Below are 14,346 nucleotides of genomic sequence, written 5' to 3' on the forward strand. Positions count from 1 at the left end.
AGACCTGAAAACATCAAATGCCGGAAAAGAAAAATGAAGGCAAAGAAAAACCCGGGCGAAGAACCCGGGTTTTGTTTTGTCAGAAATTCTGAAGTGCTTCAGTTCGGTACGGCCTGAACCTTGGCTCTGGCCTGCTCTTCGGCAACGCGCTGCGAAAACATCTGCGCGAAATCGATCGGGTCAATCATCAGCGGCGGGAATCCGCCGTTGCGGGTAACGTCCGCGATGATCTGGCGGGCGAAGGGGAACAGCAGGCGCGGGCACTCGATGAACAGCACCGGCAGCATATGTTCCTGCGGGAAACCGGCAATGCGGAACACGCCGCCATAAACCAGTTCGGCCGCGAACAGCACTTTGTCGCCATCCTTGGCTTCCGCGTTCAGCGCCAGAACAACATCGAAATCCGAACCGGAGATCGGGTTTGCGTTGACATTGACATTGATGTTGATCGCCGGCGCATTGTCACGAGCCTGAAGCGAACGAGGTGCGCCCGGATTTTCAAAGGAAAGGTCTTTGATGTACTGGGTAAGAATGTTGAGGGAAGGACTAACTGCGCCCTGTGCACCATTTTCAGCGGTCATTACGTTTCCTCGCGGCGTGAATTCGTGGATGGCGGTCTATCATTTCGACCGGGGCCTTACAACCCTTCGTGATTGGGCCTCTATATCGGTTTTGAGGGTCGGTCAGGGTTTGGGCAGATCGCGATCATCCGGCTTGCGCGACCATGGGGAGCCCCTCTCCTCTTCGCGGTGAAACTCCTCCTCGTCCAGATCGACCACCTTCGAATTGCCCGCACGTCCCGGACCATTGCGGAACTCGGAATAGTCTCCCTGTTGGGGACCGGTCTGATGGCCAGATTGCCGGCCAGATTGGCGGAACGAACCCGCCACGACGACACGCGGTCCGAAAGCCTTCCAGAAAAAGCGTCGCACCGTTGTCGACAGAAGCAGAAGGCCGAGGATGTCAGTGATGAAACCGGGGATGATAAGCAGGATCCCGGCAACGACCCGCATGGCGCCATTGACCAGCTCGTCTGCCGGCTGGGCGCCGGTGCGTCCCGCATCCTGAAGATTTCTCACCATGCCGATACCGCCGAGACGCAGGATGAGTAATCCGAGAAACGACGTGAAGAGAACGAGCGCCAGGGTCAGCCAGAGGCCGATCGCTTTGCCGACGATGATGAAGCCGGCAATTTCGAGAATGGGCATCATCAGGATGACAATGGGGAGAAAGGAAAAACGCATCTTCTAGCCTTGCGTGTGCATCTCTGGCAGATTGCTGGTTCTTGGGGCACCCCCGGAACACCGATGATTGAATCTGCACATTTGAATGATGATAAGATGCAGACTATATGATGGTGTGGTTTTCGAATTTAAATGGCGGTTTTGGTAAAAGATGGGCTTTAGCGACTTTATCACATTGTTTTTTCTCGTTGCGGCGGTGCTGATATTCCTTCAGTTGCGCAGTGTTCTCGGTCGCCGGACGGGCAATGAGAAACCGCCATTTGATCCCTATAGCCCGCGCGATGTCGCGAAAGGCCCTGTCACGGACGATAACAAGGTCGTGACTCTGCCGAAACGTGGTGAGACCGAGGATGAAAATCCCTTTGCCGAGGCGGATGCTCTGGCGCCTGTGGATTCTTCCCTGAATGCGTCCCTGCGCGAGGTGATGACCAAGGATCCGACGTTCCGGCCGAAGGAATTTCTGAACGGTGCTCGCATGGCCTATGAAATGATCGTCATGGGTTTTGCCGATGGCGACCGCAATACCCTCAAGAATCTCTTGTCGAAAGAGGTGTTTGAAGGCTTCGAGGCGGCGATCTCCGAACGCGAAAGTCGCGGCGAAGTCGTGAAATCCACTTTCGTGGGTATCGAGAAGGCCGATATCACCCAGGCAGGCATTCGCGATTCCGAGGTGCAGATCACATTGAGGATCGTCAGCCAGCTGATTTCGGCAACCTATGACAAGGACGGCAAGCTGGTGGATGGCGACCCGGATACGGTTGCGGAAGTGGACGATATCTGGACCTTCTCGCGTGACATGCGCTCGCGCGATCCGAACTGGAAGCTGATCGCCACCGAATCCGAGCAATGACCGCGCCCTTTTCGATTGAGCAAGTTGCTTTCCAAGACCTGCCCGGTTGGCGGGAAGACGATCCGGGCAAGCTTTTTCCGGCGATGCGGACGGTTCTGTCGCATCTCCGGAATGCAAAGCCTTACAGGAGCGGTGCGCTGGGGCTGACCGCGGCTGAGCTGGTTTCTCTTTTGGAAACGGTCGATGATGAGGATGGGGCCGGTCCGGAACAGGCCCGCCGCTTCTTCGAGACGAATTGTGTACCCTTTAAAATTTCTCCGCCTGGAGGAAAAAGTGGTTTTGTAACCGCCTTCTATGAACCGGAACTGGAAGTGTCATCCGTTCGTGATGATGTCTGGTGTTATCCGATCTACCGCCGGCCGCCGGAGCTGGTGGACATCGGCGACGACAATCGTCCCGCCAGTTTCGATCCGTCCTACGCTTTCGGAAAAGCGGACGAGCGCGGTATTTCCTATTTTCCCGATCGCCGGGCGATCGATGAGGGATATCTCGAGGGCAGGGGTCTTGAGATCGCCTGGGCGAAATCGAAGGTCGACCTGTTTTTCGTCCACGTACAGGGTGCGGCCCGTCTGGTATTTCCGGATGGCACAGTAAAACGCATGACCTATGCGGCCAAGGCCGGGCATCCGTTTTCACCGATAGGCCGGCTGCTTCTGGATCGCGGTGTGCTGGATCCGAAGACGGTTTCGATGCAGACGATCCGCAAGTGGCTTGCTGACCACCCGGATGAGGTGGATGAGGTGCTGTGGCACAACCGCTCCTTCATTTTTTTCCGCGAGGCGGATGTCGCCGATCTGGATATGGGACCGATTGCGGCCGCCAAGGTGCCGCTGGTTTCCGGGCGTTCGCTCGCCGTGGACAGGCTTATTCACACCTTCGGTTTCCCCTTTTTCATCCATGCGCCGTCCCTGACGCATCTGGATGACGGAAAACCCTTTGCCCGGTTGATGCTGGCGCTCGATACCGGCTCGGCCATCGTCGGCCCGGCGCGCGGCGATATTTTCACCGGCTCCGGTTTCGAAGCGGGAGAGCTTGCCGGTACGGTGCGCAATGACGCCGATTTTTATATACTGTTGCCGCACATTGCTGCGGAAAGGTATCGGCGATGAAAGGCAGTCGCAAGCTCGGCAAGGAAGAACGCATTCTGTGGGGCAAGGTCGCAAGAACCGCGCGGCCTATCTCCGGCAGGCTGGAAGATTTGCTGGCTTTCGATGACATGGAAGAGGCCCCGTTGGAGCCCGTTATCCCGCAACCCGGCAACAGCCTTTTTCCGCGCATGCTTGCCGAGCCGGTCGATGTGCCACCGGCAACGTCGGACAAGAAGCCGAAAATTCATCAGCCGATGGAAAAGCCCGTCAAACGCAAGCTGACCCGTGGCCGATTGCCGCTGGAGGGCCGGATCGATCTGCATGGCATGTTTCAGAGCGAAGCCCATGCGGTGTTGCTCGATTTTCTGTTGCGTGCGCATGAACGGGGTCTCAGGCACGTGCTCGTCATCACCGGCAAGGGGCGCTCGATCGGCAGCGACGGCGCGCTGAAAAGAGCGGTGCCCATGTGGTTTTCCAAACCGGAATATCGCCACCTGATTTCGTCCTACGAGGACGCATCCGCCAATCATGGCGGCGACGGCGCACTTTATGTGCGGCTGGCGCGCCGGCGGGGTGAAAAATCATGACACCGTTTGCGCAGGCCGTGCGGCAACTCCGCGAACGCAAGGGCGTGACGCAGAAGCAGATGGCGGAGGCAATAGGCGTGTCGCCAGCCTATCTCTCGGCGCTTGAGCACGGCAAACGCGGCAAGCCGAGTTTTGATCGACTCCAGCGCATTGCCGGATATTTCAATATCATCTGGGATGAAGCTGAGGAATTGTTCTTTCTCGCCGGTTCATCCGACCCTAAAGTGGTGATCGATACGGTGGGCCTGCCACCGGAATATACGGCTTTCGCCAACCGGCTGGCACGTGATATTCGCAAGCTGTCGCCGAGTATGATAGAGGAACTGTCAGCGGTGCTGCAAAAAAGCCGTTCTTGCGATTGAAACCCCCTCTATCCCCTGCTTTATGCAGCATCCTGAAGCATGCGGCCTTTGGGATTGGGTGTAGAATTTCTATAGTCGTATGTCGGATTTGAGTGATTCGCTGGCTTCAGGCCTTCTCACTGGAAAACCTGGCCAGGAAACTTTGGAAAGAGTACTTATGACCGAAACATCGTCAAGCGAAGTCGGCGTGGACACTGAATACGGAGCCGATTCGATCAAGGTCCTCAAGGGTCTTGATGCCGTGCGCAAGCGGCCCGGCATGTATATCGGCGATACCGATGACGGTTCCGGCCTGCACCACATGGTCTATGAAGTGGTTGACAACGCCATCGACGAGGCGCTTGCCGGACATGCCGATCTGGTGACGGTGACGCTGAACGCCGATGGATCGGTGACGGTGACGGATAACGGCCGCGGCATTCCGACCGCCATTCACTCTTCCGAAGGTGTTTCCGCTGCCGAAGTCATCATGACCCAGCTGCATGCGGGCGGAAAATTCGACCAGAATTCCTACAAGGTGTCCGGCGGTCTGCATGGCGTGGGCGTCTCGGTGGTCAACGCGCTTTCCGTCTGGCTGAAGCTCAGAATCCGCCGTAACGGCAAGCTGCACGAAATCGGCTTCACCCATGGTGTCGCCGATGCACCGCTCTCGGTGATTGGCGAATATGAAGGCCGCTCCGGCACGGAAGTCACCTTCCTTGCAAGCCCTGAAACCTTCACCATGACGGAGTATGATTACGGTACGCTGGAACACCGTCTGCGCGAACTTGCGTTCTTGAACTCCGGCGTTCGCATCCTGCTCACCGACAAACGCCACTCGGATGTCAAGCAGCAGGAATTGCTGTATGACGGCGGGCTTGAGGCCTTCGTCCGTTATCTGGACCGCGCCAAGAAGCCGCTGGTGGACAAACCCATCACCATTCACAGCGAGAAGGATGGTATCACCGTCGAAGTCGCGCTGTGGTGGAATGACAGCTACCACGAGAATGTGCTCTGCTTCACCAACAACATTCCCCAGCGCGATGGCGGCACCCATATGGCTGGTTTCCGTGCAGCACTCACCCGTCAGGTCACCTCCTATGCCGATACGTCAGGCATTATGAAAAGGGAAAAGGTTAGCTTGCAGGGCGAGGACTGCCGCGAAGGCTTGACGGCCATTCTCTCGGTCAAGGTTCCCGACCCCAAGTTCTCTTCGCAGACGAAGGACAAGCTCGTTTCGTCCGAAGTGCGCCCGGTCGTGGAAAGCCTCGTCAACGAAGCCCTGTCCACCTGGCTGGAGGAGCACCCTTCGGAAGCGAAAATCCTCGTCGGCAAGGTGGTGGAAGCGGCAGTCGCCCGCGAAGCCGCCCGCAAGGCGCGCGAACTGACGCGTCGTAAGGGTGCGCTCGATATTGCTTCTTTGCCCGGAAAGCTGGCCGACTGCTCCGAGCGCGATCCGGCGAAATCCGAACTCTTTCTCGTCGAGGGCGACTCCGCCGGCGGTTCCGCCAAGCAGGGCCGCTCGCGTGAAACGCAGGCCATCCTGCCGTTGCGTGGCAAGATCCTGAACGTCGAGCGCGCCCGTTTCGACAAGATGTTGTCCAGCCAGGAAATCGGTACGCTGATTACCGCGCTCGGTACCTCGATCGGCAAGGACGAGTTCAACGCCGACAAGCTGCGTTACCACAAGATCATCATCATGACGGATGCTGACGTCGACGGCGCCCATATCCGTACCCTGCTGTTGACCTTCTTCTTCCGTCAGATGCCGGAATTGATCGAGCGTGGCCATCTCTATATCGCCCAGCCGCCGCTTTATAAGGTGACGCGCGGTAAATCCGTGCAGTACCTCAAGGATGAGAAGGCGCTGGAAGAATACCTCATCTCCATGGGCCTCGAGGAAGCGTCACTGACGCTGGGTTCCGGAGAAGTCCGGGTCGGCGCCGATCTTCGCGAAGCCATTCTGGATGCGCTGCGCTTGCGCATGCTGATCGATGGCCTGCATTCTCGCTACAACCGCTCGGTCGTGGAGCAGGCCGCCATTGCCGGCGCGTTGAACCCGGAGCTTTCGGCCAATGCCGCCCGCGCAGAAGAAACCGTGACCGAGGTGGCCCGCCGCCTCGACATGATCGCTGAAGAAACCGAACGTGGTTGGTCCGGCGCCGTGCTGGAAGATGGCGGTTTGCGCTTCGAGCGTATGGTGCGTGGCGTCAAGGAAGTCTCGACGCTGGATATGGGCCTGCTCGGTTCGGCCGATGCCCGTCATATCGATCAGCTTGCCGTGCGCATGCGCGACGTCTACGTGACGCCGCCGGTTCTGCAACGTAAGGACGGCAGCATGGAACTGGCCGGCCCCCGCGCGCTTCTGGATGCTATTTTCGCCGCCGGCCGCAAGGGCCTTTCGATGCAGCGTTATAAGGGTCTCGGTGAAATGAATGCCGAACAGCTGTGGGAAACGACGCTCGACGCCAATGTCCGCTCGCTGCTGCAGGTCAGGGTCAACGATGCAACCGATGCCGACGGCCTGTTTTCTCGCTTGATGGGTGACGAAGTGGAGCCGCGCCGCGACTTCATTCAGGAAAACGCTCTGAACGTTGCCAATCTCGACATCTAATCCTGTGGAGCGTCTCGCGTGACGATTCACGTGAAACGAAACTTTAACAAAAGGCCCGGCGATCGATAATCGCCGGGCCTTTTGTTTCTGAATTGCCTGCTATCAATCGATCTTGCCGGTGAACCGCCCTTCGAAAGCTACCTCCGATAGGGGGATGCGCTTGCTCGGCACTTCCCTTTCCGCCAGATCGTCCGGGAGGACGGAGCTGTCAGTCAGCGTACCGATGGCGATCCCGGCTTCCACCTTGTATCCTTCAGGAATATCCAGCGCCTCAACGATCCTGTCCTTCAGGATGCCGCCCATGCCGTGTGCATGATAACCAAGCAGATGCGCCTGCATGGCGAGTGAAAACCATGCAGCACCGGCATCGAAGGAATGGGTTGCGGACGGTTTTTTCTCGCCTTCGCGGGAGACGTTGTAGCTCCGGGAAACGACGAACAGCAGCACCGAGGCATTTTTTGCCCAGCGCTGGTTTCCTTCCATGAGGAGCTCCACGAAGAGCGGCCAGTCTTCACTGTCCTTATGGGCATAGACAAATCGCCATGGCTGCAGGTTGGATGCCGAGGGCGCCCAGTGGGCCGCATCCAGAATGGTCAGCAGATGTTCCTGTGATATGGCGCTGCCATCGAAGGCGCGCGGAGACCAGCGATCGAGGAAGAGGGGATCGACGGGATATTCGGATTGCCGGGAATTGCTGTTCGTCACGGGCCATGTCCTTTTGGTTGCCGGGAAGGAAAAGGTATTTTTCGAAAGTGGGAGCAGTCAAGGGGTGACAAGGATGAATGCATCGTTCATATATGCATCATCTTGTCTGACAACCGGGAGAGAGTTCCATGAAATTGATGCGCGTTGGCCAGCCCGGCCAGGAAAAGCCTGCCATTCTCGACGCGGAAGGAAAAGTCCGCGATCTGTCCGCCCACGTGAAAGACATTGGCGGCGACGCCATCTCTCCCGAAGGCCTCAAGAAGATTGCCGCGATCGACCTCGCCACCTTGCCCGTTCTGAACGAAGAGCGTATCGGCGCCTGCGTTGCGGGAACCGGAAAATTCATCTGCATCGGCCTCAATTTCTCCGACCATGCTGCCGAAACAGGTGCGACCGTACCGCCGGAGCCTGTCATTTTCATGAAGGCGACCTCGGCCATCGTCGGTCCGAACGATGACGTCACCATTCCGCGCGGCTCTGAAAAGACCGACTGGGAAGTCGAGCTTGGCGTCGTCATCGGCAAGACCGCCAAATATGTCTCCGAAGCGGATGCCCTTGACTATGTCGCCGGTTATTGCGTTTCCCACGACGTTTCCGAACGCGCCTTCCAGACGGAGCGTGCCGGACAATGGACCAAGGGCAAGTCCTGCGACACCTTTGGACCGATCGGCCCATGGCTGGTGACCAAGGACGAAGTCGCGAATCCGCAGAACCTCGGCATGTGGCTGAAGGTGAACGGCCAGACCATGCAGGACGGCTCCAGCAATACCATGGTTTACGGCGTCGCCCATGTGGTTTCCTATCTCAGCCAGTTCATGTCTCTGCATCCCGGCGACGTCATTTCTACGGGCACACCTCCGGGAGTCGGTATGGGTCAGAAGCCGCCGCGTTATCTGAAGGCTGGTGATGTCGTGGAGCTCGGCATTGAAGCCCTCGGCACCCAGAAGCAGACTTTCGTCGCCGACATCTGATCATCGGCAGGCATTCAACTGAAATTGAGGCGCCGGTGGGAAACTGCCGGCGTCTTCGATTTTGTGCACTTGCGAAAAGCTGCTATGCTCCAAAAAAAGAGCTTGATCCGCAGGGAGGCGTCATCAGTGTTCTACCATCTTTATGAAATGAACCATGCGGCCATGATGCCGCTGCGCGCCGGTGCCGATATGATGCGCCAAGCCTGCAACAATCCACTCAATCCGCTTTCCAGCACTGCCTTTGGCCGTAGCCTCGATGCCGGTTTTGAGGTGTTCGAGCGCCTGACCCGCCGATATGTCAAACCGGAATTCGGTCTTGGCAACACGACTGTTGACGGTCAGACCGTCACTGTTACCGAAGAGATCGTCTGGTCGCGTCCGTTCTGCAATCTCGTTCATTTCAGAAGAGAACTCGATGCGGCCCGCCAGTCCGATCCCAAGGTGCTGCTGGTGGCGCCGATGTCCGGTCACTACGCCACCCTGCTGCGTGGAACGGTAGAGGCCCTGTTGCCTTCAGCGGATATCTACATCACCGATTGGACCGATGCCCGCACAGTGCCGGTGAGTGGGGGGACTTTCGATCTCGACGATTACATCAGCTATGTCATTGAGATGTTGCGGCAGATTGGCCCGGGCGCGCATGTAGTCGCTGTGTGTCAGCCGTCCGTGCCGGTTCTGGCCGCCGTTTCGCTGATGGAAGCGGATGGAGATCGTTTTGCGCCGTCATCCATGACGCTGATGGGCGGGCCGATCGATACGCGCATCAATCCCACCGCCGTCAATGATCTTGCCAAGGCCAAGCCCATCGAATGGTTCCGCGACAATGTCGTCATGCAGGTGCCGTGGCCACAGCCTGCTTTCGGCAGGAATGTCTATCCCGGCTTCCTGCAACTGTCCGGTTTCATGTCCATGAACCTCGACAAGCACATGACGGCGCATAAGGATTTTTACCTCAACCTCGTCAAGAATGACGGCGATTCCGCCGAGAAACATCGGGAATTTTACGATGAATACCTGGCCGTCATGGATTTGACGGCGGAGTTCTATCTGCAGACGGTGGAAACCGTCTTCATCGAACATGCGCTTCCGAAGGGAACAATGGTGCATAGGGGTAGGGCGGTCGATCCCGCCGCTATTCGCAATGTCGCATTGTTCACTGTGGAAGGTGAGAATGACGATATTTCCGGCGTCGGTCAGACAAAGGCCGCCCATGATCTCTGCCGCAACATCCCCGATGAAAAACGCGCGCATTATATGCAACCCGATGTCGGCCATTATGGTGTCTTCAACGGTTCGCGGTTCCGAAAGGAAATCGTGCCGCGCATGCTGGATTTCATCCGCAAACACCAGACCGCATAGGGTGAGACAGCAGACGGTGCTGCGCATTTGCATGGCCAAACCGCTGGCGAATCGGCTATGAACAGCACATGTTTTCGCTCTTCGGAAAATCCGTGAAATCGCCGGCGGCCAAAAAGGCCGCACCCAGCCAGCGCACTGTCGCCGTGGCGGGCAGACAGGTGCCGATCACGGTAAGGGAAAACCCGCGCGCCACCCGCATTACCCTGCGTATTGAACCCGGTGGCCGGGCACTGAAGCTGACGATCCCGATGGGACTTCACCACGGCCAGGTTGATGATTTTCTCGAGAGGCATCAGGGTTGGCTTGAAAATAAGCTTTTGAATGTCAGCCCCGATGAGGGCTTGCGCGGTGGTTCGAGCATCGATATTCGCGGCATATCCCACCGCATAGACCACACCGGCAGCTTGCGCGGCCTGACCCATATTTCCAAAGATGCCAATGGGGCTGCCGTTTTGAGAGTCAGCGGCGCACCCGAAAATCTGCGCAGACGGGTGGCGACTTTTCTAAAGAAAGAAGCCAAGGCCGATCTGGAGAGACTGGTTGCGGTTCACGCAACCGCTGCCGGCCGGCCGGTGCGATCCATCAGCATGAAGGACACCCGCAGCCGTTGGGGTTCCTGTTCTCACGATGGAAATCTGAGTTTCTCCTGGCGCATCGTCATGGCCCCGGAAAAGGTCATCGATTATCTAGCCGCCCACGAGGTCGCGCATCTCAGGGAAATGAACCATGGCCCGAAATTCTGGGCTCTGTGTGAAAAGCTCTGCCCGCACACGGAAGAAGCCAAGGGCTGGCTGAAACGCCATGGATCTAAACTCCACGCCATCGATTTCGATTGAAACCGGAGGCATTGATCGCCATCTGGATTCACGTGAAACATTCCATAGACGAATGCGATTTGGCTCGACTCTCATCGCATTTCATGTCAGGTCGCGGGTATGAAACCGGATATCAAGATTTGCGGATTGAAGACACCGGAGACGCTGGAACGCGCTGTCAGGCGCGGTGCGTCCCATGTCGGTTTTATCTTCTTTGAAAAAAGCCCGCGCAACATCGAGCCGGATATCGCCGGCAGGCTGGCGGAGGCCGCGTACGGGGCTGCCAAGGTCGTTGCCGTCACCGTCAATGCTGACAATGATTATCTCGATGAAATCGTCGATCTCGTAAAACCGGATATCCTGCAACTGCACGGCAGTGAAAGCCCGGAACGGTTGTTGAACATCAAGGCGCTGTATGGTCTGCCGGTGATGAAGGCTCTTTCCATTCGCGATGCCGCTGATCTTGCCAAAATCGATCCCTATATTGGCATAGCCGACCGTTTCCTGCTGGATGCCAAGGCGCCCGCCGGTTCCGATCTGCCCGGCGGTAACGGCGTTTCCTTCGACTGGACTATCCTGCGCTCTCTTGACGGAAGTATTGATTACATGCTTTCCGGAGGGCTGAATAAGGACAACGTCGCCGAGGCTCTGGCGGAAACCAGGGCAAACGGCATAGATTTGTCGTCCGGTGTCGAAAGCGCGCCGGGCGTCAAGGATCTGGCCATGATCGACGCATTTTTCGATGTGGTGAATGATTGGTCGAAAGGCCCAAAGGGAGCTTGAAGTGAACGACGCGCCAACACCCAATTCTTTCCGCGCTGGTCCCGATGAGGACGGCCGTTTCGGCATTTACGGAGGCCGCTTCGTTGCCGAAACGCTGATGCCGCTCATTCTGGATTTGCAGGCGGAATGGGACAAGGCCAAGACCGATCCAGAATTTCAGGCGCAACTGAAATATCTCGGCGCGCACTATACCGGCCGTCCGAGCCCGCTTTATTTCGCGGAGCGTCTGACGGCGGAACTGGGCGGCGCGAAGATCTATTTCAAGCGCGAAGAGCTGAACCATACCGGTTCGCACAAGATCAACAATTGCCTCGGCCAGATTCTGCTTGCCAAGCGCATGGGCAAGACCCGCATCATCGCCGAAACCGGTGCCGGCCAGCACGGGGTTGCCTCGGCCACCGTTGCCGCACGCTTCGGCCTGCCTTGTGTCGTTTACATGGGTGCGACGGATGTGGCCCGTCAGGCCCCGAATGTTTTCCGCATGAAGCTTCTGGGCGCTGAAGTGAAGCCGGTGACGGCCGGTCACGGCACCTTGAAGGACGCGATGAACGAGGCCCTGCGTGACTGGGTCACCAATGTCGATGATACCTATTATCTGATTGGCACCGCGGCAGGCCCGCACCCCTATCCGGAAATGGTTCGCGATTTCCAGGCCGTCATTGGCGAGGAAGCCAAGGCGCAGATGCAGGAGGCGGAAGGCCGTCTTCCCGATATGGTTATCGCAGCTGTCGGCGGCGGCTCGAACGCCATCGGCATCTTCCATCCTTTCCTCGACGACAAGAGCGTTCGCATCGTCGGCGTCGAGGCAGGCGGCAAGGGCCTTTCGGGCGATGAGCATTGCGCTTCGATCACCGCCGGCTCGCCGGGTGTTCTGCACGGCAACCGCACCTATCTGCTGCAGGATGAGGACGGCCAGATCAAGGAAGGCCACTCCATTTCCGCCGGTCTCGATTATCCCGGTATCGGGCCTGAACATTCCTGGTTGAACGATATCGGCCGCGTCGAATATGTGCCGATCATGGACCATGAGGCGCTGGACGCTTTCCAGATGCTGACCCGTCTCGAGGGCATCATTCCGGCGCTGGAGCCGAGCCACGCACTGGCCGAAGTCATCAAGCGTGCGCCGAAGATGGGCAAGGATGAGATCATCCTGATGAACCTCTCTGGTCGCGGCGACAAGGATGTCCACACCGTCAGCAAGTTCCTTGGAATGGATGTATAAGACCATGACTGCACGTATGGACAAGCGCTTCGCCGATCTGCGCGCTGAAAATCGCCCGGCCCTGATCACCTATTTCATGGGCGGTGACCCGGATTTCGAAACCTCGCTCGGCATCATGAAGGCGCTGCCGGAAGCGGGCGCCGATATTATCGAACTCGGCATGCCGTTTTCCGATCCGATGGCCGATGGCCCGGCTATCCAGCTGGCCGGACAGCGCGCGCTGAAAGGCGGCCAGACACTGAAAACCACGCTCGATCTCGCCCGTGAATTCCGCAGGCAAGACGATGCGACCCCGATCGTGATGATGGGATATTACAATCCGATCTATATTTACGGCGTCGACAGGTTTCTGGAAGATGCGCTGGAAGCTGGCGTCGACGGCCTGATCGTCGTCGATCTGCCGCCGGAGATGGATGACGAGCTTTGCGTTCCGGCTCTTGAGCGGGGTGTGAATTTCATCCGTCTCGCCACCCCGACGACGGATGGCAAGCGTCTGCCTGCGGTTCTTAAAAATACCTCCGGTTTCGTCTATTATGTCTCGATGAACGGTATTACCGGTTCCGCACTTCCTGATCCATCGTTGATCTCGGGCGCGGTCAGTCGTATCAAGGCGCATACGGAACTGCCGGTCTGTGTCGGTTTTGGTGTCAAGACGGCCGATCATGCGAAAGCGATCGGTGCCGTGGCGGATGGTGTGGTGGTCGGTTCGGCCATAGTCAACCAGATCGCCGGCAGCCTGACCAAGGACGGACAGGCGACCGCCGATACCGTGCCGTCGGTCACGACGCTGGTAAAGGGACTTTCAACAGGCGTGCGTGCGTCGCGCCTTGCCGCTGCGGAATAACGCGCGGCTCAGTCAAGGAGTAGTTGATTGAACTGGATCACCAATTACGTTCGGCCCCGGATCAATTCCATGCTTGGCCGCCGTCCGGAGGTTCCGGAGAACCTGTGGATCAAGTGCCCGGAAACGGGTGAGATGGTCTTCCATAAGGATCTCGAGGATAACAAGTGGGTTATCCCGGCCTCGGGTTATCACATGAAGATGCCGGCGAAAGCTCGGCTTACCGACCTCTTTGATGGCGGCGTCTATGAGGCCTTGGCTCAGCCGAAGGTGGCGCAGGACCCATTGAAGTTCCGCGATTCCAAGAAATACACCGATCGCCTGCGTGACAGCCGCACGAAGACCGAGCAGGAAGACACCATCCTTGCCGGCGTCGGTCTCCTGAAAGGCCTGAAGATCGTTGCCGTCGTGCATGAATTCCAGTTCATGGGCGGCTCTCTCGGCATTGCCGCCGGCGAAGCCATCGTCAAGGCCTTCGAGCGCGCCATATCCGAGCGTTGCCCGCTCGTGATGTTCCCGGCGTCTGGCGGTGCCCGCATGCAGGAAGGTATTCTCTCGCTGATGCAGTTGCCGCGCACCACGGTTGCGGTGAACATGCTGAAAGAGGCGGGCATGCCCTATATCGTGGTTCTGACGAACCCGACGACCGGCGGCGTCACGGCCTCTTACGCCATGCTGGGTGATGTTCATATTGCCGAGCCGGGTGCGGAAATCTGCTTCGCCGGCAAACGCGTGATCGAACAGACTATCCGCGAAAAACTGCCGGAAGGCTTCCAGACATCGGAATATCTGTTCGAGCACGGCATGGTGGACATGGTCATCGACCGCCGCGAAATCCCCGATACGCTGGCAAGCCTTCTCAAGATCATGACGAAGGCTCCGGCGGAAGCAAACGCAGTCATTCCGCTCGCCGCTTCGGCCTGATT

15 protein-coding genes are annotated in these 14,346 nt (G+C 57.9%); 12 read left to right on the forward strand and 3 right to left on the reverse strand.

The window, feature by feature from the left end:
- Window positions 1-98: 98 nt before the first annotated feature.
- A complete protein-coding gene (gene secB, locus FCH38_RS16155; protein WP_149900350.1) occupies window positions 99-581 on the reverse strand; it encodes a protein-export chaperone SecB in 483 nt (160 codons plus the stop codon).
- A 102-nt stretch (window positions 582-683) separates the two neighbouring features.
- Entirely contained in the window at window positions 684-1,244 is a 561-nt protein-coding gene (locus FCH38_RS16160; RefSeq protein WP_174374361.1) for an FxsA family protein, read from the reverse strand.
- Window positions 1,245-1,395: 151 nt separating this feature from the next.
- Here FCH38_RS16160 and FCH38_RS16165 point away from each other — a divergent pair, with 151 nt between their 5' ends.
- The 5 genes from FCH38_RS16165 to gyrB all read left to right on the forward strand — a co-directional run bounded on the left by FCH38_RS16165 (window position 1,396) and on the right by gyrB (window position 6,724).
- Window positions 1,396-2,094, forward strand: coding sequence for a Tim44/TimA family putative adaptor protein (locus tag FCH38_RS16165; RefSeq protein WP_149900348.1), 699 nt, complete (start codon window positions 1,396-1,398; stop codon window positions 2,092-2,094).
- Window positions 2,091-3,203 carry a murein transglycosylase A gene (locus tag FCH38_RS16170; protein ID WP_174374362.1) on the forward strand — a complete coding sequence of 371 codons (1,113 nt, stop codon included), beginning with the start codon at window positions 2,091-2,093 and terminating at the stop codon, window positions 3,201-3,203. Before FCH38_RS16165 ends, FCH38_RS16170 begins: the two co-directional genes overlap by 4 nt.
- Window positions 3,200-3,769, forward strand: coding sequence for a Smr/MutS family protein (locus tag FCH38_RS16175; RefSeq protein WP_153515403.1), 570 nt, complete (start codon window positions 3,200-3,202; stop codon window positions 3,767-3,769). The genes FCH38_RS16170 and FCH38_RS16175 overlap by 4 nt, the downstream gene beginning before the upstream one ends.
- The gene (locus FCH38_RS16180) at window positions 3,766-4,131 is read left to right on the forward strand and encodes a helix-turn-helix domain-containing protein (protein ID WP_149900345.1); all 366 of its coding nucleotides are present in this window, start codon (window positions 3,766-3,768) and stop codon (window positions 4,129-4,131) included. The genes FCH38_RS16175 and FCH38_RS16180 overlap by 4 nt, the downstream gene beginning before the upstream one ends.
- Before the next feature lie 157 nt (window positions 4,132-4,288).
- On the forward strand, window positions 4,289-6,724 hold the full coding sequence (gene gyrB, locus FCH38_RS16185; RefSeq protein WP_149900344.1) for a DNA topoisomerase (ATP-hydrolyzing) subunit B: 2,436 nt from the start codon (window positions 4,289-4,291) through the stop codon (window positions 6,722-6,724).
- Between the two features lie 102 nt (window positions 6,725-6,826).
- Here gyrB and FCH38_RS16190 read toward each other — a convergent pair whose 3' ends face one another.
- Window positions 6,827-7,429, reverse strand: coding sequence for a nitroreductase family protein (locus tag FCH38_RS16190; RefSeq protein ID WP_149900343.1), 603 nt, complete (start codon window positions 7,427-7,429; stop codon window positions 6,827-6,829).
- A 128-nt stretch (window positions 7,430-7,557) separates the two neighbouring features.
- Between FCH38_RS16190 and FCH38_RS16195 the strand changes: the two genes are divergently transcribed.
- The 7 genes from FCH38_RS16195 to accD all read left to right on the forward strand — a co-directional run bounded on the left by FCH38_RS16195 (window position 7,558) and on the right by accD (window position 14,344).
- A complete protein-coding gene (locus FCH38_RS16195; protein WP_149900342.1) occupies window positions 7,558-8,400 on the forward strand; it encodes a fumarylacetoacetate hydrolase family protein in 843 nt (280 codons plus the stop codon).
- 126 nt (window positions 8,401-8,526) lie between these two features.
- Window positions 8,527-9,759, forward strand: a complete 1,233-nt coding sequence (locus FCH38_RS16200) for a polyhydroxyalkanoate depolymerase (RefSeq protein WP_336510804.1) — start codon at window positions 8,527-8,529, stop codon at window positions 9,757-9,759.
- Between the two features lie 68 nt (window positions 9,760-9,827).
- The gene (locus FCH38_RS16205; protein WP_174374364.1) at window positions 9,828-10,595 is read left to right on the forward strand and encodes a M48 family metallopeptidase; all 768 of its coding nucleotides are present in this window, start codon (window positions 9,828-9,830) and stop codon (window positions 10,593-10,595) included.
- 99 nt (window positions 10,596-10,694) lie between these two features.
- Window positions 10,695-11,357, forward strand: coding sequence for a phosphoribosylanthranilate isomerase (locus FCH38_RS16210; RefSeq protein WP_174374365.1), 663 nt, complete (start codon window positions 10,695-10,697; stop codon window positions 11,355-11,357).
- Between the two features lies 1 nt (window position 11,358).
- On the forward strand, window positions 11,359-12,579 hold the full coding sequence (gene trpB / locus FCH38_RS16215; protein ID WP_174374366.1) for a tryptophan synthase subunit beta: 1,221 nt from the start codon (window positions 11,359-11,361) through the stop codon (window positions 12,577-12,579).
- Between the two features lie 4 nt (window positions 12,580-12,583).
- Entirely contained in the window at window positions 12,584-13,423 is an 840-nt protein-coding gene (gene trpA, locus FCH38_RS16220) for a tryptophan synthase subunit alpha (RefSeq protein ID WP_153515397.1), read from the forward strand.
- Between the two features lie 27 nt (window positions 13,424-13,450).
- Window positions 13,451-14,344, forward strand: a complete 894-nt coding sequence (gene accD, locus FCH38_RS16225) for an acetyl-CoA carboxylase, carboxyltransferase subunit beta (protein WP_174374367.1) — start codon at window positions 13,451-13,453, stop codon at window positions 14,342-14,344.
- The last annotated feature ends 2 nt before the right edge of the window (window positions 14,345-14,346 follow it).

Origin of the sequence: Agrobacterium tumefaciens (assembly GCF_013337285.1) — a bacterium.
GTDB lineage: Bacteria > Pseudomonadota > Alphaproteobacteria > Rhizobiales > Rhizobiaceae > Agrobacterium > Agrobacterium burrii.